Here is a 16,846-nt window from a genome sequence, read left to right as displayed (position 1 = left end):
GCGTTCGGGGGTGTATCCGGCGTGAGTTCCGGGAAGGGAGGTGAAGCTGATGGAACGGCTCTCGGTGCCGACCGGAGGCTGGCTTGGAAGGCTCAAGCCGGGACAGTGCCCGCATTGACCGCAGGGCAGATCACAGCAGTGCAGTTGGGACTGATTGTCTGTTGCCTGGGTGTTGTTGGCATCACTCGATGCGCCACTTTGACCCAGGGCAGTTTCCGGGCAGTGGGCGTGGGCCGCAGAGTGGGAGGACTCGCTAACAGGGACGAGGGCCAGCGCGCCCGTCACCGGCGCCAGCACCAGGGCGCAGGTGATCAGCAGACTCAGTAACTGGCGGGCAAGGTCGATGGACAAGGCACTCGATCCGATAAGCTGTGGTCAGTATAGAAGTCTAGCAAGCGGGTAGGACATTGCCAGTCGAAAGGCAGCTAATCATGACCTGGATCATGATTCACAAGACCGGCGCAAACAGATAGGCGGCGCGTGCGGCGATGCGATGCCACAGGGGCAGTTGGTGCAGTTCGGCCAGCCGCATCTCCCGCGAGCGGGCGTAATCTGTCTCGAACATCGCCTCCAGCTCCCGGGCGAAGTCCGGATCCATGACCAGGGCGGTGACCTCGAAGTTGAGCCGGAAGGAGCGATTGTCCAGGTTCACGGTGCCCACCGCGCCGCCCACCTCATCCACCACGAAGGCCTTGCCGTGCAGGAAACCGTCCTGATAGCGGTAGATGCGCACGCCCGCCTCCAGCAGCGGCCCGACGAAGGCGTAGGCGGCGTAATAGGTGAGTAGGTTGTCCGGACGCTCGGGGATGAGGATGCGCACGTCCACACCGCTCAGGGCCGCCAGCTTGAGCATGCCGATCACACCTTCATCGGGGACGAAGTAGGGACTCGCGATCCAGATGCGATGGTGGGCGGCGTGAATGGCCTGCTGCATCATCAGGCTGGCGGTCTCGAAACGGTCCGCCGGGCCGGAGGGCAGGATCAGCACGGGATCGCCATGGTGGGAGCGCACGACCGCCTCCCAGAGCAGGTCCGGGATTTCCTCCGTCGCCCAGTGCCAGTCCTCGATGAACACCGACTGCAGGGCCAGGGCGGCGGGGCCCTGGATGTGCAGGTGGGTGTCGCGCCAGGGACCGATGCGGGGATCGCGGCCCAGGTATTCCTCGCCCACGTTGAGCCCGCCCACCCAGGCGTGTACGCCGTCGGCCACGACGATCTTGCGGTGGTTGCGGAAATTGAGCTGGAAGCGGTTGCCCCGGCCACGGGTGGAATGGAAGCGGTGCACGCGCACGCCAGCTGCCTCCAGGCCCTGCAGGTAACTGGATGGCAGTCGATAGCTGCCGATCTCGTCGTAGAGGAAATAGACCTCCACACCCGCCTGGGCCCGTTCGATGAGACGCCGCTGCAATTCAAGTCCCAGGGCATCGGCGCGCACGATGTAGAACTGCACCAGCAGATAGCGTTCGGCGGCATCGATGCCCCGGAAGATGCTCTCGAAGGTGGCCTCGCCGTCCACCAGCAGTTGCACCTCGTTGCCGCCCAGGATGGGCCACTTGGCCAGCGTCTCCACGCCGTAGAGATGCTTGTCCGGCTGTGCCGGCTGGTGCCGGTGGGACCAGAGTTCCGCGGTCTTCGGGGCAAGGGCCATCGCCAGGGCAGAGTCCTCGTCCCGGCGGGCGATCATGTAGCCCTGGAAGCGGTCGCGGCCGAAGACCCAGTAGGCGGGCACGGCCACGTAGGGTACCGCATTGAGGGAGACGATCCAGGCCACCGCGCCCTGGGGCGTGCGGGTGGACATGAGCGCGTCGATGGAGGAGGCAAAACCTACCAGGTGAGCAATCACCAGGACAGCCACCCACTTGCGCCAGCGTCGACGCCGGTGTGCCGAGGGTTTGCCCGCAAGGGAGGTATCGGCGGTCATGGGTCGGATTGTAGCCGCGTCAACGGCGTGCCCACCACAGGCCGGCGATCGGCAGCATGATCCACTGGAGCATGGGCGTGAGCCCCGCGTTGACCAGCGGTACGACGGGCATGAGGTCCCGGTAGGCCCAGGCCTCGCGCACTTCCACGTTGAGCCACTCGCTGAAGATCGTGTAACCGAGGCCCACGATCACCGCGACGATGCCCACGCGTATATAGCCTTCGCCTGGCCACGCCTGTGTGCCGAACACGAACAGCGCGATCACCAGCGCGCTCAGGGCGATGAGGACGTCACCCACCGTGCAGTGCAACCCGTAGAGAATCATCTGCGCCGTGGTGCCCGTTTCCCAGACTGTGTAGAGCGGCATGTGGGCGAACTCCCACACCAGGTTGCCGAGCGCCATGAACAGAAGGTATCGCTTGAGCACCTGCAGCCAGTTGCGTGTGCCGGACAGGGAGATCACCGCGAACCATGCCCCTGGCAGCGCCGCCGAATCAGCCAACTCACGGCCGCGCCCACAGCCAAGGTCAGGAGTGACACGATGATCAGGGCGGGCACGGCCTGCCAGGGCAGCCAGTGTTCGAGGGTCATGCCGGGGTCATGGGACATGTCCGCTGCATCCTCCGTGCTTCAAGCTTTCAGTCAGTGAATCCCTGCGGCCCGCTGTTCCTGGCGGATCCAGGCGATGATGTGCGCGGCGTCCTCGCCGTCCACGGCGGGGATAGGCGGCATATCGCCGAAGTTCCAGTGATGTTGGTGCACGCCCCGCGCCATGGCGATATAGAAGGCGAGGTCGGAGTGGTGGGAGGGCTCGTAGATGCGATGGATCAGGGGTGGGCCCTGGTCCGTGCCCCGGGCCTCGGCGCCGTGGCATTGCATGCAGTTGGCCTGGAACAGTTCCCGGCCCCGACGTGGGTCGGTCTGGAATCCCTCGGGGGGGATTCGGAAGTCGGCGCGTGGGGTGACGGTCTCGGCCGGTGAGGTGGTGCGTGTCGGCTCGGTGCTCGTCGCCGGTGGGGTGTTCTCGGGCGATTCGCCGCAGGCAACGAGCAGGCCGAGCAACGCGCTGAGCAGTACGGTGGTGTGAATCTTCATCGACATCATTCCTGTGCTGGGTAGTCAAACCGATCCGGCTGGCAACGGGCAGCGCGCGACCGCCCGGGCCGGACTAAGGCTCTATGCATCAGGCGATGTCGGGTGGCCTGAGGCTGCCCGGCGGGAGATGTTCGATCGTGGATTGAAACAGCTTGGAGGCGATGACGAAGCGGCCCGGGTGCGGGTCGTTCAGCAGGGGCCACAGGCTGGCGGACAGGCAATGTCCGCAGGAGCCGCAGTGATCGCAGGCGTGATCGGTGGTGACCTCTCCGTCGGTGAGTTGTCCGTTCGGCACCTGTGCCGGGTGGTCAGCGCAGTGCACCGTGCCAGCCGTGGGATCCATGCTCGATGCCATGGACCACGCGCCGCCCACGGGGGCCAGGATCAGCGTCCAGGCGATCAGCAGACTGAGCAGGATGCGAAGGCGTCGGGACATGAACGGTTCGGTCGATGGGATCTCGGATCACGCCACTGTACCACAGCGGCCCGACAACTCAGGTTTCCTCGTGTCCTGATCCAGACCCCAAGCAAAAAGCCCCGGCGCGAATGCGCCGGGGCTTTTTGCTTGGGCGTTAGGGACGTCCCAGTCCCGGACTGGATCAGGCCGCGTGACGGGCCTTGGCTTCCCGGGCGGCCTTGGCCTCCTCCTCGGAGTAGCCCTTGCCGGCCCATAGCATGTCGTAGGCGATCTCCTCGTTGCCGTTCTCGCACAGGGCCAGCACGTCCTGGAACAGGGGCTGGAAGGTCTCGCTGCGATGGGAGTCCTCGTGCTCTTCCATGCTGCGCCAGAAGGTGACGATCAGCGCTTCCTTGCCCTTCAGCGGGCTCTCCACGGCCTGGCCCACGGTGGAGCCCTCGTTGGAGACATCACCGCTGTTGAGGCACACGAAGCCGCCCACGAAACCGGTGTCGGAGTGGTAGGTCTTCACGTTCTCGCACAGCACGGCCACCCGCTCCTGCAGGTCGTCCACGGTAAAGCCGTCCTTGAGGATCACGCGATTCACGGTGACCACGCCGTCGTGGGGGAAGTTGGGGATCAGGCTGCTCATGATGTCTCTCCTTGCTCAGAGTGAGTGGACTGATAAATACATCAGTTGATGCTAATATAAAATTCCTAGTAAATAAGTCAACTATTGCCGGGTTCTCTGTGGGGAGATCGCGCGCAGCCCCCCACAAATTGTGTTCGCGAGCCCCAAAAAGCCCTATATGGCGTGTTAAGCTTGCGGCCACTGACCGGCCTGGCCGGTTCATCCGTCACCAGATCCGAACCAGAGGAGAGACATCATGCGTATGGCAAGACTGATCGCCGCCGCCCTGTTGGCCGGCGCTGCCACCACCGTTCAGGCCGCCGGCGTTGAGGCCTACCTGAGCAACAAGACCGCCCAGCTGACCTTCACGGGTGATGCGTCCGGCATCGGCCTGCCGGGGGCGGAGATGTCCTTCGGCCTGTTCTACGGCGACGACAAGGACTACATGGGCAGCTTCGGCCTGCATGCCGCCGGCACCCCGGCAGGCGACATGCCCCTCACCTTCGGTCTGGGCGGCAGGATCTACGTGGGCAGCACCGACCGCCCCGACCAGAACTTCCAGGCACTCGCCCTGGGTGGCGAGGTGCGCTACACGATCCCCGCCAACATGCCCATGGCCATTGCCGCCGACATCCACTTCGCCCCCTCGGTCACCAGCTTCGGTGATGCGGATCAGCTGGTCGACGTGGGCGTGCGTTATGAACTGGAAGTCACCCCGGGCGTGTCCGGCTTCCTGGGCTATCGTGAGTTGACCCTGGATCTGGATCGGGACAGCAGCTACAAGGTGGACAAGCACGTCCATTTCGGCGTGCGCTTCAGATTCTGATCCATGTCCAGTCATGACCTGCCGGAGGACCCCCTTGAGCGGGTGCTGGCCATCATGGCCCGCCTGCGGGGATCCCGAGTCAGGCTGTCCCTGGGACCTGAGACAGACCTGGGAGACCATTGTCCCCCACACCCTGGAGGAGGCCTACGAGGTGGCCGATGCCATCTCGAGAAGGGACTTCGAGGCCGTGCGCGGGGAACTGGGGGACCTGCTGCTGCAGGTGGTCTTCTACGCCCGCATCGCCGAGGAGGAGGGGCGCTTCGACATCCACGACGTGGCCCGGACCCTGGCCGAGAAGCTGGTACGCCGCCATCCCCACGTGTTTGCCGATGTCCGCTACGACAGCGAGGCCGAGCACCACGCCGCCTGGGAGCTGGAGAAGGCCCGCGAGCGGGTCGAGGCCGGCGAGGGTCGTGGTCATCTGGACGGTGTGGCCCTGGCGCTGCCCGCGCTCACCCGCGCGGTGAAGCTGCAGAAGCGCGCCGCCCGGGTGGGTTTCGACTGGGACAGGCCGGGCCCGGTGCTGGCCAAGGTGCTGGAGGAGTTCGACGAGCTCCGCGCCGAGATCGAGGCCGATGCCCCCGAGGCCCGGCTCGGGGACGAGGTGGGTGACCTGCTGTTCTCCGTGTGCAATCTGGCCCGGCACCTGGGCGTGGATCCCGAGGCCGCCCTGCGCGGCACCAACGCCAGGTTCGAGGACCGCTTCCGCTTCATGGAGCAGGCCCTGGCCGCCCAGGGCCGGCGCCTGGAGGACGCGGACCTTCAGGAGCTGGACGGACTGTGGGAGCAGGCGAAACAAAAGTAGGAAGTGGGAAGCAGGAAGCAGGAATTGGAAAGTGCGAAGTAAGGTCTTTTATTTCCTACTTCCCAATTCCCCCTTCTTACTTCAATTCCCCCTTCTCACTTCCGACCCGATTCCCTGTTACCCTTGGGCCACACACCGATAGCCCGCGTCACGCCCAACATGAACCACATCGCCACCGCCCCCGAAGGGATGCTCCCCGCCACCATCGTCGAGATCCGGCAGGAGACCCCGCACATCAAGTCGCTGCTGCTGGAGGTGGGCGAGCGCTTCAGCTACCGGCCCGGCCAGTGGATCGACCTGGTGGCGCAGGTGGGCGGCGAGTGGGCCGTGGGCGGATACTCCCTGGTGTCCACGCCTTCCCTGCGGGGGCGCATCCAGCTGGCCGTGAAGGCGGCGGATCACCACGGTGTGACCCGCTACCTGCACGAGAGCGCCCGAGTGGGGGACACGGTGTACCTGTCACCGCAGGGGCAGGGCGGTTTTTATTTCGAACCCCACATGGCGGACAAGGTGGTGCTGCTCGGTGCCGGGATCGGGGTCACGCCACTCATCGGCATCCTGCGCGCCATTCACGAATCCATGCCCCAGGTGCAGGCCACCCTGGTCTACAGCGTTACCGAGAGTGCGGAGATCCTGTTCCGGGACGAGCTGGAGCGCATGGGGCTTGCGTCCAACATCCGTTGCGTGATGACCGTGACCCGGGACGCCGAGGACTGGCGCGGTCACACCGGGCGCATCAGTCATGACCTGCTCTCCGCCATGAACCTGCCGAAGGATGCCCTCTACTACTACTGCGGCAGCCGCGACTTCATCGAGGACATGACAGAACTGCTTGCCGGCATGGGTATTCCCAGGGAGCGGCTGGTGTTCGAGAAGTGGTGGTAGGAGGGCGCTAGAGACAAGAGGCAAGATACAAGAGGCAAGTGAAAACTGCTGGTTTCGTAGGTCGGCCTTCAGGCCGACAGCGTCGCCTGATGTATGCCCCTACCCCAAACGGGCGCGCAGTGCGCGTCCGCCCACCAGCAGCACGGCCAGCGCGAGCAGGGGCAGCAGGGACATCAACTCGATCTCCGTGCCCTCCGTGCCCGAGGTGAGCAGGGTGTGTACGGCGTAGGTGTAGATCGGCCACTTAAATGCCAGCCCGATGACCGTTGCCATCATGAAGGGACCGAGGGGCAGCCCCAGGGTCCCGGCGCCATAGTTGATCACCGAGTGGGGGAAGCCCGGCAGGACGCGCAGCGCCAGCTGGGTCCAGACATCGCCCTGTCGTGACAGCAGATCGAGCACCCGCTGCCCCGTGGGGCCCGGCTGCCAGAGACCGCCCAGCCAGCGGGAGGTGTAGTAGGCGGCCAGGGCACCCAGGGTGCTGCCGGCAGTGAGGATCGCGGCGGCGGTCAAGGGGTCGTAGAAGGGCGCCACCACCCAGAGCATCAGGGTGCCCGGCAAGGCCAGGGCCAGCAGCAGGGCCTGGAGCAGGATCAGCACCGGGATCGCGGCGGGGTGGGGGGCCAGGGACTGACCCCAGTCGATCACATCGGCCACGGCCACCGGCTGCCACAGGACCAGCCCGACGAGCAGCAGCACCAGCCCCGCGATGGTCATCAGGCGCATGCGGTGCCTGCGGCGCTCACCCTCACCAGCCAGGCCGCGGCCTTCCTCGCGATGCTCCGGGTCTGCACTCATTGCGGCCTCACCACATCAGGTCATCGGGGACCTGGTAGGCCGCATAGGGATCGTCGGCGTCCGGGGTCTGGGATTTGTCGTCGGTGGCGTCGATCAGGATCACGGCGGCGGGATCCCGCTCGCGCACCTTCTCAATCGCCTCCAGGGGCAGCAGTTCGTAGCCCCCGGCCAGGGTGACGATGCCCAGCTGGCCGAGGCCCAGGCGGGCCTGCTGGTCGCGGGTGACGTGAATACGCCGCACCTTGCCGTCATGCTCGAAATGGTAGGTGACGTCGGCCTCCCGGCGGGGCAGGCGATTGGCCTCGATGATCTGGCGCAGCTGCGCCTCCCGGGCTTTGCGCGCGGCTTCCACTTCACGCTGGCGGTTGAGTTCCCGGGAACGCTCCGCCTGCTGGCGCCGGGCCAGTTCCGCCTCGGACGTCTGCTGGCTGTTCCTGGCGCCCTTGGGTGCCTTCTGCTTCTTGTCCTGTTTGTTGCCCTGGCGCGCCTGGCGGAGTTTTTTCTCGTCCACCAGTCCGGCGCGCAGCAGCTGTTCCTGCAGTGAATTGGCCATGGTTTGTCCGAACACGTTGTACGCGCCCCAGGAGCGCGGATGACTGAGGGGCATTGTAAGCCCCGAGGCGGTCCATAGGAAAACGGCCCCGGGAAATGTCGGGGCCATTGGCGTGTTGGTCGGTGCGCGGGGCTCGCCCGGATATTGCATCAAGGACCGCGAATGATGGTGGTCTCCGAGTCTGTCTCGCGCCGTCGTCTCCCGGAGAAGCGTTCCATAGGGCGGGCCATGCCCGCCGACAGCCCAGGTTCGCCAACAGCCGCAGGTTCACGATCCACAGGCGGCCACGGGCCGCCCTATGCCAGCGAGACAGGCCGAGAGGTGCATGCATCGCGATAGGTCGGCGGTGGGGGACACACTGTTGGGCTTACACAGCTAGACTCGCCGTCCGCCCAGCAGGGAGATCACCAGCAGTGCCAGGAACACCAGGAACAGGACCTGGGCGATCCAGGATGCGGCGCCCGCCACGCCGGAAAAACCCAGCGTGCCGGCAATGATGGCGACGATGAGAAAGATCAGTGCCCAGCCAAGCATATGGGTCTCCTTGGTCTCGGGTTGTGTCTCGGGTCAGAGCACGGCCCGGTCAGGGCGCGGCTCAGTTGCCGGTGGCCTCGTCCACGGCGTCGTCGATCTTGCGTCCGGCCTCCTCGGCGGGACCGGGTGGACTGATGGCGTCCTGGGCATCCTGGACCGCATCGTCGATGCGCTCGCCGGCCTCCTCCGCGGGTCCGCTGTCCGAACAGCCGGCCAGCAGGGCCAGCGAGAACAGGGCGCAGAGCAGCAGTGTTCGGGGGGTGGTGGATGTCTGGACGTCTGTCATGAAGTGTCCTCCTGGGGAATGGGGGGTGATAGCTTTGCCTCCCAAAAAGGGGAGCTCGTCACCGGTCTTCCTGCCGGTGACGGCCCAAACGCCGTCCTAGTGACGGCTCGGCGGGCCAGGGAGAGATCCAGGTCGGATCAAGGGGGGAGGCGCGCCCGCCGAAGGGGATCGGGGTCATCCTGACCCCGTTTGAGACTGTGGATTGCCTGGCCTGGGCTCAGGGTCTCGCATGTGGCCTGTGTGTTGACCGGGGATGCCGCGTGCTCGTTGCAGGCCCCCTGAACAACAGCGCAAGCAGACAAAACACGGCGAAGGCCGCGGACAGGATCTGGGTGATGCCAGAGGCCACGCCGGCCAGTCCGGTGAGGCTCGCCAGGGCCATGATCACGGCAATGGCAAAAAACCAGGCTGCGAGTTCCGTCATGGCAGGATCCTCCTGAGTTTCCTGTAATGATTGCGGTGCTGATCGCACGTCCTGCTGGAATGCATTTGCATGAGCCATGCCAGGTACTCGCCCCGACGGGTCTGTGTGGCGATAAATGATCTTATTTATCAGCTGGATATCTGATTTCGCATGGGTGATCAGGGCGTCGGGTGGACGTCGTGACACCGGAATCGTGCTCAGGACGCTGAACCCGTCGTGGGGGGGGCGATCGGCCGCAAATCCAGGCGGCATGCGGCCTCCCGGTGATCGCCCCCGAACGCCCGGTAACGCGGCAGGGCGAACCTGATTCCGTCGGGTGTCGGGCTCAGGAAGCGCACCCTGGCGGGGTGTGTCTCCTCAGAGAGACAGTCGAGAAAATGATTGAAAACAGTGGCATAGGAATGGCCCTGTACGATGCCTGTCGTTTGTCGGCGACAGCCTGGGGTTGCTGGGTACAGGCCTTGAACTTTCTAACTTTATGTTTTTTAAAAGATAGTTGATGTTGGCACGATGATCGCAATGGTGACTCCCGAAGTTCATGACCTGCGTCCTGCGCAGGTCCTATCCACCAAGAACCACTCAATCAGGAGTCTCATCATGAGCACGCGTACTTCCATGAAATCCCTGCTGATCGCCATGATTGCCGCCGGTGCCCTGGGTGCCGGTACCGCCTCTGCCGCCTTCGTGGCCTCCGCCCAGGAAGAACAGGGCAAGGACAAGGAGACCCGTGACTACCAGGATCTGCGTGGCAGCCTGCAGCTGAGCAGCGCCACCGGCGCTGAAGAGAAGGACAAGGACAAGGAGCGCCAGAACCGCGCCGACTCCGCCCTGCAGCTGAGCAGTGCCTCCGGTGCCGAGGAGAAGGACAAGGAGAAGGAGCGTCAGAACCGCGCCGACTCCGCTCTGCAGCTCAGCGGTATGCACGAGAAGGACAAGGATGAGGACAAAGACAAGGAGCGTCAGAACCGCGGTCTGCCCCACGTGGGCTAAAGGCTGACGGCCGCGCCTTGATCTGGGCGCGGGACATGCCGATGTATCTGGCCGCCTCCAAACGGAGGCGGCCAGTTTGTGTTTGGGCTCCGAGCCGCCAGGGGCCTGGAGACCTGTTTGACCCGCGCGCAAACCCCTTGCTATAAGTCCCTCCATCGTGGCCTCACCACTGTCCTTCTACCGTTCCCTGACCATCCTGCAGCTGATCCTGCTGGGGTTTTCCCTGGTGACACTGCCGCTCGCCTATGCGCTGACCACGGCGCTGCTGTCGGTGGAACGGCTCACGGACCAGAGTCAGCAGGCGGTGCTGGATGCGGTGCAGGCCATTCAGGCAAGCCGGACCCTGGTGGAGGATGTCACCGCCCTGGAGCGTCACGCCCGGCAGTACCAGGTGCTGGGCGACCCGGCCCTGATGGAGGCCTACGAGGCGCGCCGCGAGACCCTGGGGGCCGCCCTGGAGCGCCTCTACCGGCTGGACCTGGGGCCTAGGGTGTGGGAGCAGCTGAGGCTGCTGGAGCGCCGCGAGACCGGCGCCTTCGAGGTGCTCCAGGGGCAGGCCCACGACAGTGAGGCGGTACGCGAGGCGCTCTCTGTCTATCCCGTCCTGGGTGAACTGGCCCGAGGGGTGTTCCAGGACAGTACCCGCGCCGTGTCCCGCGAGGTCGAGGCCATGCAGGCCCACTCCGCCGAGGTGAGTCAGACCCTGCTCTGGCAGGCCTCCGCCCTGATCCCCGCGGTGCTGGCCCTGGCCGCGGTGTTCACCGTGCTCATCGCTAGGCCCCTGCGTCAGCTCAAGTTCTCCATCCGCGCCCTGGGTGCCGGGCGTTTTGACCGTCCCATCCGGGTGACTGGTCCCTATGATCTGGCGGACCTGGGCGCGCGCCTGGACTGGCTGCGGCGGCGTCTGGTGGAACTGGAGCAGCAGAAGGTGACCTTCCTGCGCCACATCTCCCACGAGCTCAAGACCCCGCTCACCAACATCCGCGAGGGCGCAGACCTGCTCTCGGACCAGGTGGTGGGCCGGCTCAACGATCAGCAGGCGGAGATTGCCCGCATCGTGCACGACAACAGCCTGCAGCTGCAGAAGCTGATCGAGGACCTGATCCGTTTCAGCGTCGCCAACACCGCCATGCCGGTGATCGAATCCCGACCCATCCGCCTGGATGCTCTCATCGCTGAACTGGTGGAGCAGCACAAGCTGGCCGCCCGCAGCCGTGGCGTGGAGATCGAGCTGGCACTCAGTGGCGAGACGGTGAATTCGGACCGGGAAAAGATCCGGGTCATTCTGGATAATCTCCTGTCCAATGCCATCAAGTTCACCCGGGAACACAGCAGCGTGCAGATACATACGGGCCATTACGGCGAGCATGTCTTCGTGGAGATCCTTGACCAGGGTCCGGGCATCCCCCCGGCCGACCGGGAGCGGGTGTTCGAGGTCTTCTACCAGGGCGATGTGCGTCCCAGGGGGCATGTGCGCGGCAGCGGCATGGGGCTTTCCATCGCGCGGGAATATGCCAAGGCCCTGGACGGCAGGCTCATGGTCATGGACGCGGACAACGGTGCCCGATTGCGTCTGGAACTGCCCAGGCTGGGGATGGCGCCGCCGGACCAGGCCGGTACGCAGGCGCAGGCATCGGGGCGCGCGGCATGAATCCGGGTCGCTGCACACGCGCCGCCGCGGCCCTGCTGTTGCCCTGGTTCCTGGCCGCCTGCGTGCTCGGCCCCGAGGGGCCGTCCGCGCCGGAACCCTGCGCGCTCAAGGCCTCCGAGCCCCGGGCCACACCGGTGCAACTGTGTCCGCCCCGGGCCGGCGAGACCCTGGGGCTACTCATGGAGGAGGTTGCGGCCCTCGGCGCCGGGGGCGAGGCCGCCCTGCGCGGCGCCCTGGCCGAGGCACACAACGGCGAGGCCCCCCTGCTGCGGGAGGCCCTGCTGCGCCTGGCCCTGGCAGACCCTGCCGAGGAGGGCCGGGCGCTGGAGTTGCTGGAGCGGCACCAGGCACGGAGCGACACGCCGCCCGGCGAGGCCCTGCTGGCGGGCCTGTTGCGGGACCAGTTGCGCGCCCGTCAGGGACTGCGCACCAGCCTGGCAGGGGCGCGCGGCGAGCGTGATGCCCTGCAGCGCCAGCTGGATGAGCTCAGGGCCATCGAGCAGCAGATCCGCGACCGCACCCGCACCCCCGAGATGGAGTTGAGGCAGTAGCCATGGCCGAGGCCGCACGCATCCTGCTGGTGGACGATGACGAGGGTCTGCTGCGCCTGCTTTCCCTGCGCCTGAGCGCGGCGGGCTACCAGGTGAAGACCGTGACCAGCGCAGAGCAGGCGCTCGCGACGCTGCCCCATTACCAGCCCCGCCTGGTGATCACCGACCTGCGCATGGGCGGCATGGACGGCATGACCCTGTTCGAGACCGTGCACAAGGATCAGCCGGCCCTGCCCATCATCATCCTCACCGCCCACGGCACCATCCCCGATGCCGTGGAGGCCACCCGGCGCGGCGTGTTCGGTTTTCTCACCAAGCCCTTCGACAGCCAGGCCCTGCTGGACTACGTGTCCCAGGCCCTGCGGCTGGCGGGCCCGGGCCAGGAGGCGGGCGGCGACGAGGCCGTGGCCGGCGACTGGCGAGAGGGCATCATCAGCCGCAGCGCGGTGATGGAGGAGGCCCTGCGCCAGGCGCGCCTGGTGGCCGACAGCGAAACCAACGTGCTCATCCAGAGCGAGAGCGGTACCGGCAAGGAGCTGCTGGCCCGTGCCCTGCACCGGGCCAGCCGGCGAGCCGGGAGGCCCTTCGTGGCGGTCAACTGCAGCGCCATCCCCGAGGCCCTGCTGGAGTCGGAGCTGTTCGGCCACAGCAAGGGGGCCTTCACCGGCGCCACCCAGAACCGCAAGGGGCTGTTCGAGGCCGCCAACGGCGGCACCCTGTTCATGGACGAGGTGGGTGACATGCCGCTGCCCTTCCAGGCCAAGCTGCTGCGCGTGCTGCAGGAGGGCGAGGTGCGGCCGGTGGGGGCCAACAGTTCGGTGCCCGTGGACGTGCGCGTGATCTCCGCCACCCACCGGGACCTGGAGCAGGCGGTGGCCGACGGGGATTTCCGCGCCGACCTCTACTACAGGCTCAACGTGGTGCGCCTGGACCTGCCGCCGCTGCGCGAGCGCCGGGACGACATCCCGCTGCTGGTGCGCTTCTTCCTGGACCGGGTCAACGAGCGCAACGGCCGGCGCGTCGAGGGCTTCGCCCCCGAGGCCATGGAGGCGCTCATGGCCGCCTCCTGGCCCGGCAACGTGCGCCAGCTGCAGAACGTGGTGGAGCAGTCCGCGGCCCTGTGCACCACGGAGATCGTGCCCCTGAGCCTGGTACAGCGCGCCCTGCGCAGCGACCCCAGCGAGATCCCGCCCCTGGCCGAGGCCCGGGACCGCTTCGAGCGGGAGTACCTGGAGGAACTGCTGCGCATCACCGGCGGCAACGTCAGCAGCGCCGCGCGGCTCGCCGGCCGCAACCGCACCGAGTTCTACAAGCTGCTCAAGCGCCATCACCTGGAGCCGGAGATGTTCCGCGCCTCCTGAGGCCGACGCGGCCGGGCGGTGGAGAAGAATCTGCCGTGCTCAGGGAAACCGATGCAGAGTTCTGCTGGACTAAACTTCAGGTCGGTATCAGATCGGTTTGACTGGAGGCGTTCCATGCTGCGATTCACAGCTCCTCGTGTCCTGGGCATCGGCCTGCTGGCACTCGCGGCCGCGTTGCTCATTTCCCCTGTGCAGGCCCAGACCTCGGGTCCCGTGGAGGTCAAGCACCCCACCTGGTTCAAGGACAGCCTGCTGGACATGCCCGCCGACCTGCGGGAGGCCCGGGAGGCCGGCAAGACCGGCCTGATGCTGTTCTTCGGCACGCGCACCTGCAGCTACTGCCATGCCTTCCTGGAAAACACCTTCGGCCGGCCCGAGATCGTCGATCGGGTGCAGGCCAGCTTCGATGTCATTGGCTTCGAGGTGATGAGCGACGACGAGGTGGTGGACTTCCAGGGCAAGACCCTCTGGGCCAAGGACTTCGCGGTGCAGGAGCGGGCCCAGTTCACCCCCACGCTGGCCTTCTACGGCGAGGACGGGCGGCTGCTGCTGCGCATGGTGGGTTATGTGGGGCCTGAGCGCTTCACCGCAGCGCTCGACTATCTGCAGGATGGCGCCTACGAACACCAGAGCCTGCGCGCCTACCTGGATGCACGGGAGGCGGCCCGGGCCGAACCCGCCCGCCCCGTGATCCGCGACCAGGCCCTGTTCGGCACCGCCCCGGTGAACCTGGACCGGCGCGGCGGCGACGCGCAGCGTCCGCTGCTGGTGGTGTTCGAGCGCCCCGACTGCGACACCTGCGAGCGTCTGCACCGCACCGTATTGACGGTGCCCTCGGTGCGCGAAGGCATCGGCCAGTTCGAGGCGGTGCAGCTGGACATGAGCGACGCGGACGCCCGGGTGATCACGCCCGACGGCGAGACCCTGAGTCCCAGGGACTGGGCAGCGCGGCTGGGGCTCACCCACGCGCCGGCGCTGGTGTTCTTCGACGTGCAGGGCGACGAGGTGCTGCGCACCGACACCGACCTGCTGGTGGATGCCCACGGCCGGCCGGTGGACGAGGTCAATCCGCGCATCACCGCCAACGTGCAGGCCCGGCTGGACTATGTGCTCGAACAGGGCTACCTGGAACAACCCCAGTTCCAGCGCTGGCGTGCCGCCCGGGCGCGGGATGGCGCCGGATTGTGATGAAACATTGAGTTCGCCCGTCTCGCAACGATCAAAAGCCCAGGCCCCGGACATCGGGGCCTGGGCTTTTTGATGGGCCTCAGGCCGAGGCCAGGCGGGAGGTGGCGATGGGCTGCCGGGGCTTTGAGGACAGCTGAGCGGGCGCCCCGTCCAGGCTGAACCGGGCGGCGGCGTCGCGCAGTTCCGCCGCCAGGCGATCCAGTTCCGCGCTGGCGTCGAACATGTCCTCGGCGCCCCGGGTGGTGAGGTTGGCCAGCTTGCTGATCTCGGTGATGTTGCGGTTGATCTCCTCGGCGGTGGCGCCCTGCTGCTCGGAGGCGCTGGCGATCTGGGTGTTCATGTCCGCGATGGTGGACACGGAGCCCGTGATCGCCTCCAGGGCCTGGCCGGCGCTGCTGGCCTGACCGACGCTCTCGTCGGTGCGCTTGAGTCCCCCCTCCATGGCCTGGGCGGCGTTGCGCGCCCCCTGCTGCAGACGCTCGATCATCTCCTGGATCTCGCGGGTGGAATCCTGGGTACGGGAGGCCAGGGTGCGCACCTCGTCGGCCACCACTGCGAAGCCCCGACCCTGTTCGCCGGCCCGGGCCGCCTCGATGGCGGCGTTCAGGGCCAGCAGGTTGGTCTGCTCGGCGATGCCCCGGATCACGTCCAGCACGCTGCCGATCTGCTGGCTGTCGGCGCCCAGCTGGTCGATGGCCTGGCTCACCCGGCGCACCTCGTCGGCCAGGCTGCCGATGGTGGTGACGGTGCCATTGACCACCTTGCGGCCGTTGTCCGCGTGGCCGCTGGCCTGGCGGGTGGCCTCGGCGGCCTGGGCGGCACTGCGGGCCACGTCCTGGACCGTGGCGGTCATCTCGTTCATGGCGGTGGCCACCTGGGCGGTCTCGGCTTCCTGCTGTGAGACTGCCTGGCGGGTCTGCTGGCAGATGCTGCCCACCCGCTGGGCGTTCTGCAGCAGGGCGTCGGTGGCCGTGATCACCCGGGAGACGATCTCGCGCACCCCGTCGACCATGGCGTTGAAGTCTTTCGCCGCCGCGCCGAACTCGTCGTGGCCCCGGTCATCGGCCCGGGCGGAGAGATCGCCCTCGGCGAGCCGGTGACTGGCCTGACGCAGGTCTGCGACCGATGCGGTGATGCGCCGGGTGATCACCAGGGTGAGCCCCAGGGACAGCAGGATGGCGAGGATCAGCGCCACCAGGGTGGCGTTGCGCACCCAGGCGCTGTTCTCCACCATGCGCTGGAAGTCCGTCTCGGCCAGCTCCCGCTGGTTACGGGTCACGTAGCGGATGTCGTCGCGCAGCAGGCCGAAGGCCTTGTAGAGTTCGTTGCCCATGCGCTGGTTGGCCTCGGTGACCCGGCGCGCGCGCAGTTCCGCCACGGTGTCCAGCAGGCCGTCCCGGGTGTATTGCTGCAGGTGGGTCTCGAACTGGGCGAGGCGTTCCGGGTCGGTGCCGCCGGAGGCCAGGGTGGGCCGGATGGCCTGGAAGCTGGCCTCCATGTCCCGGGCCATGTCCTCCACCCGGCCCACGCGCCGGTCGATGCCCTCGGGGGAGCCGTCGCGGATGGCGTTCATGAGCTGGATGCGGCTGTTCATGGCCATGAACATCATGTCCGCCAGTTCCGTGAGCGGCACCAGGCGGTAATCGTAGGTGTCCTGCATGCCCTGTTCGGCCTGGCCGAGCCCGCGGATGCCCAGCAGGCCCACGATCAGTACCAGGATGCAGGTGGAGAAACCGAGCAGGGTGAGACGTGCCCGGGTGGTGGAAAGCAGTTGAAGCACGCGGTTGGAACTGGCCATGGGTGGAACTCCCTGTCGATGTCCGAATGTGTTGAGTTCTCTTCCTGTAAACCCCGGAGTCTTGTCCGCATGCTCCGTTCAACACAGTCTAGCGGCAGCCAGCGCCAATGTTTGAGGCCGAAATGGGTCTCCTGAATCGCTAAAATTCAATG

The 16,846-nt window shown here is 66.6% G+C and carries 19 protein-coding genes and 1 pseudogene; 8 read left to right on the top strand and 12 right to left on the bottom strand.

Going from position 1 to position 16,846, the window contains the following annotated elements; translation table 11 throughout:
* Positions 1–448 precede the first annotated feature (448 nt).
* From cls to TGR7_RS12595, 6 genes are all read right to left on the bottom strand, one after another.
* The gene (gene cls, locus TGR7_RS12615) at positions 449–1,921 is read right to left on the bottom strand and encodes a cardiolipin synthase (RefSeq protein WP_012639063.1); all 1,473 of its coding nucleotides are present in this window, start codon (positions 1,919–1,921) and stop codon (positions 449–451) included.
* A gap of 19 nt (positions 1,922–1,940) precedes the next feature.
* On the bottom strand, positions 1,941–2,384 hold the full coding sequence (locus TGR7_RS12610; protein ID WP_012639062.1) for a hypothetical protein: 444 nt from the start codon (positions 2,382–2,384) through the stop codon (positions 1,941–1,943).
* Entirely contained in the window at positions 2,381–2,530 is a 150-nt protein-coding gene (locus TGR7_RS17635) for a hypothetical protein (protein ID WP_012639061.1), read from the bottom strand. The genes TGR7_RS12610 and TGR7_RS17635 overlap by 4 nt, the downstream gene beginning before the upstream one ends.
* Before the next feature lie 33 nt (positions 2,531–2,563).
* A complete protein-coding gene (locus TGR7_RS12605) occupies positions 2,564–3,016 on the bottom strand; it encodes a c-type cytochrome (protein ID WP_012639060.1) in 453 nt (150 codons plus the stop codon).
* A gap of 88 nt (positions 3,017–3,104) precedes the next feature.
* Positions 3,105–3,452, bottom strand: coding sequence for a hypothetical protein (locus tag TGR7_RS12600; protein ID WP_012639059.1), 348 nt, complete (start codon positions 3,450–3,452; stop codon positions 3,105–3,107).
* Positions 3,453–3,615: 163 nt separating this feature from the next.
* Entirely contained in the window at positions 3,616–4,065 is a 450-nt protein-coding gene (locus TGR7_RS12595) for a hypothetical protein (RefSeq protein ID WP_012639058.1), read from the bottom strand.
* A 235-nt stretch (positions 4,066–4,300) separates the two neighbouring features.
* On the opposite strand from TGR7_RS12595, the gene TGR7_RS12590 reads away from it, so the two are divergent.
* The 3 genes and pseudogenes from TGR7_RS12590 (at position 4,301) to TGR7_RS12580 (ending at position 6,560) form a co-directional block, all read left to right on the top strand.
* Entirely contained in the window at positions 4,301–4,870 is a 570-nt protein-coding gene (locus tag TGR7_RS12590) for a YfaZ family outer membrane protein (protein WP_012639057.1), read from the top strand.
* Between the two features lie 3 nt (positions 4,871–4,873).
* A pseudogene (gene mazG / locus TGR7_RS12585) lies at positions 4,874–5,675 on the top strand (nucleoside triphosphate pyrophosphohydrolase).
* Between the two features lie 159 nt (positions 5,676–5,834).
* A complete protein-coding gene (locus TGR7_RS12580; protein WP_012639055.1) occupies positions 5,835–6,560 on the top strand; it encodes a ferredoxin--NADP reductase in 726 nt (241 codons plus the stop codon).
* A 99-nt stretch (positions 6,561–6,659) separates the two neighbouring features.
* Here TGR7_RS12580 and TGR7_RS12575 read toward each other — a convergent pair whose 3' ends face one another.
* From TGR7_RS12575 to TGR7_RS12555, 5 genes are all read right to left on the bottom strand, one after another.
* Entirely contained in the window at positions 6,660–7,358 is a 699-nt protein-coding gene (locus TGR7_RS12575; RefSeq protein WP_012639054.1) for a TVP38/TMEM64 family protein, read from the bottom strand.
* A gap of 7 nt (positions 7,359–7,365) precedes the next feature.
* Positions 7,366–7,911 carry a DUF2058 domain-containing protein gene (locus TGR7_RS12570; protein ID WP_012639053.1) on the bottom strand — a complete coding sequence of 182 codons (546 nt, stop codon included), beginning with the start codon at positions 7,909–7,911 and terminating at the stop codon, positions 7,366–7,368.
* A gap of 375 nt (positions 7,912–8,286) precedes the next feature.
* On the bottom strand, positions 8,287–8,445 hold the full coding sequence (locus TGR7_RS17255; RefSeq protein WP_012639052.1) for a DUF1328 domain-containing protein: 159 nt from the start codon (positions 8,443–8,445) through the stop codon (positions 8,287–8,289).
* A gap of 61 nt (positions 8,446–8,506) precedes the next feature.
* Complete coding sequence (locus tag TGR7_RS12560; protein ID WP_012639051.1) at positions 8,507–8,731, bottom strand: hypothetical protein; 225 nt, start codon at positions 8,729–8,731, stop codon at positions 8,507–8,509.
* A gap of 217 nt (positions 8,732–8,948) precedes the next feature.
* The gene (locus TGR7_RS12555) at positions 8,949–9,155 is read right to left on the bottom strand and encodes a hypothetical protein (protein ID WP_012639050.1); all 207 of its coding nucleotides are present in this window, start codon (positions 9,153–9,155) and stop codon (positions 8,949–8,951) included.
* Between the two features lie 597 nt (positions 9,156–9,752).
* Here TGR7_RS12555 and TGR7_RS12550 point away from each other — a divergent pair.
* The 5 genes from TGR7_RS12550 (at position 9,753) to TGR7_RS12530 (ending at position 14,896) form a co-directional block, all read left to right on the top strand.
* Entirely contained in the window at positions 9,753–10,145 is a 393-nt protein-coding gene (locus TGR7_RS12550) for a hypothetical protein (RefSeq protein WP_012639049.1), read from the top strand.
* Between the two features lie 157 nt (positions 10,146–10,302).
* Entirely contained in the window at positions 10,303–11,796 is a 1,494-nt protein-coding gene (locus TGR7_RS12545) for a sensor histidine kinase (protein ID WP_012639048.1), read from the top strand.
* Positions 11,793–12,347 (top strand): hypothetical protein, encoded by a 555-nt coding sequence (locus tag TGR7_RS12540; RefSeq protein ID WP_012639047.1) that lies wholly within the window; start codon positions 11,793–11,795, stop codon positions 12,345–12,347. The genes TGR7_RS12545 and TGR7_RS12540 overlap by 4 nt, the downstream gene beginning before the upstream one ends.
* A gap of 2 nt (positions 12,348–12,349) precedes the next feature.
* Positions 12,350–13,708 (top strand): sigma 54-interacting transcriptional regulator, encoded by a 1,359-nt coding sequence (locus TGR7_RS12535; RefSeq protein ID WP_012639046.1) that lies wholly within the window; start codon positions 12,350–12,352, stop codon positions 13,706–13,708.
* Positions 13,709–13,822: 114 nt separating this feature from the next.
* Positions 13,823–14,896: a thioredoxin family protein gene (locus TGR7_RS12530; RefSeq protein ID WP_012639045.1), complete on the top strand. Its 1,074-nt coding sequence runs from the start codon at positions 13,823–13,825 to the stop codon at positions 14,894–14,896.
* 79 nt (positions 14,897–14,975) lie between these two features.
* Here TGR7_RS12530 and TGR7_RS12525 read toward each other — a convergent pair whose 3' ends face one another.
* Entirely contained in the window at positions 14,976–16,694 is a 1,719-nt protein-coding gene (locus TGR7_RS12525; RefSeq protein WP_012639044.1) for a methyl-accepting chemotaxis protein, read from the bottom strand.
* Positions 16,695–16,846 lie beyond the last annotated feature (152 nt).

Origin of the sequence: Thioalkalivibrio sulfidiphilus HL-EbGr7 (genome assembly GCF_000021985.1) — a bacterium.
GTDB classification, from domain to species: Bacteria; Pseudomonadota; Gammaproteobacteria; order Ectothiorhodospirales; family Ectothiorhodospiraceae; genus Thioalkalivibrio_A; species Thioalkalivibrio_A sulfidiphilus.
This window is presented reverse-complemented; position numbering and strand designations above follow the sequence as displayed.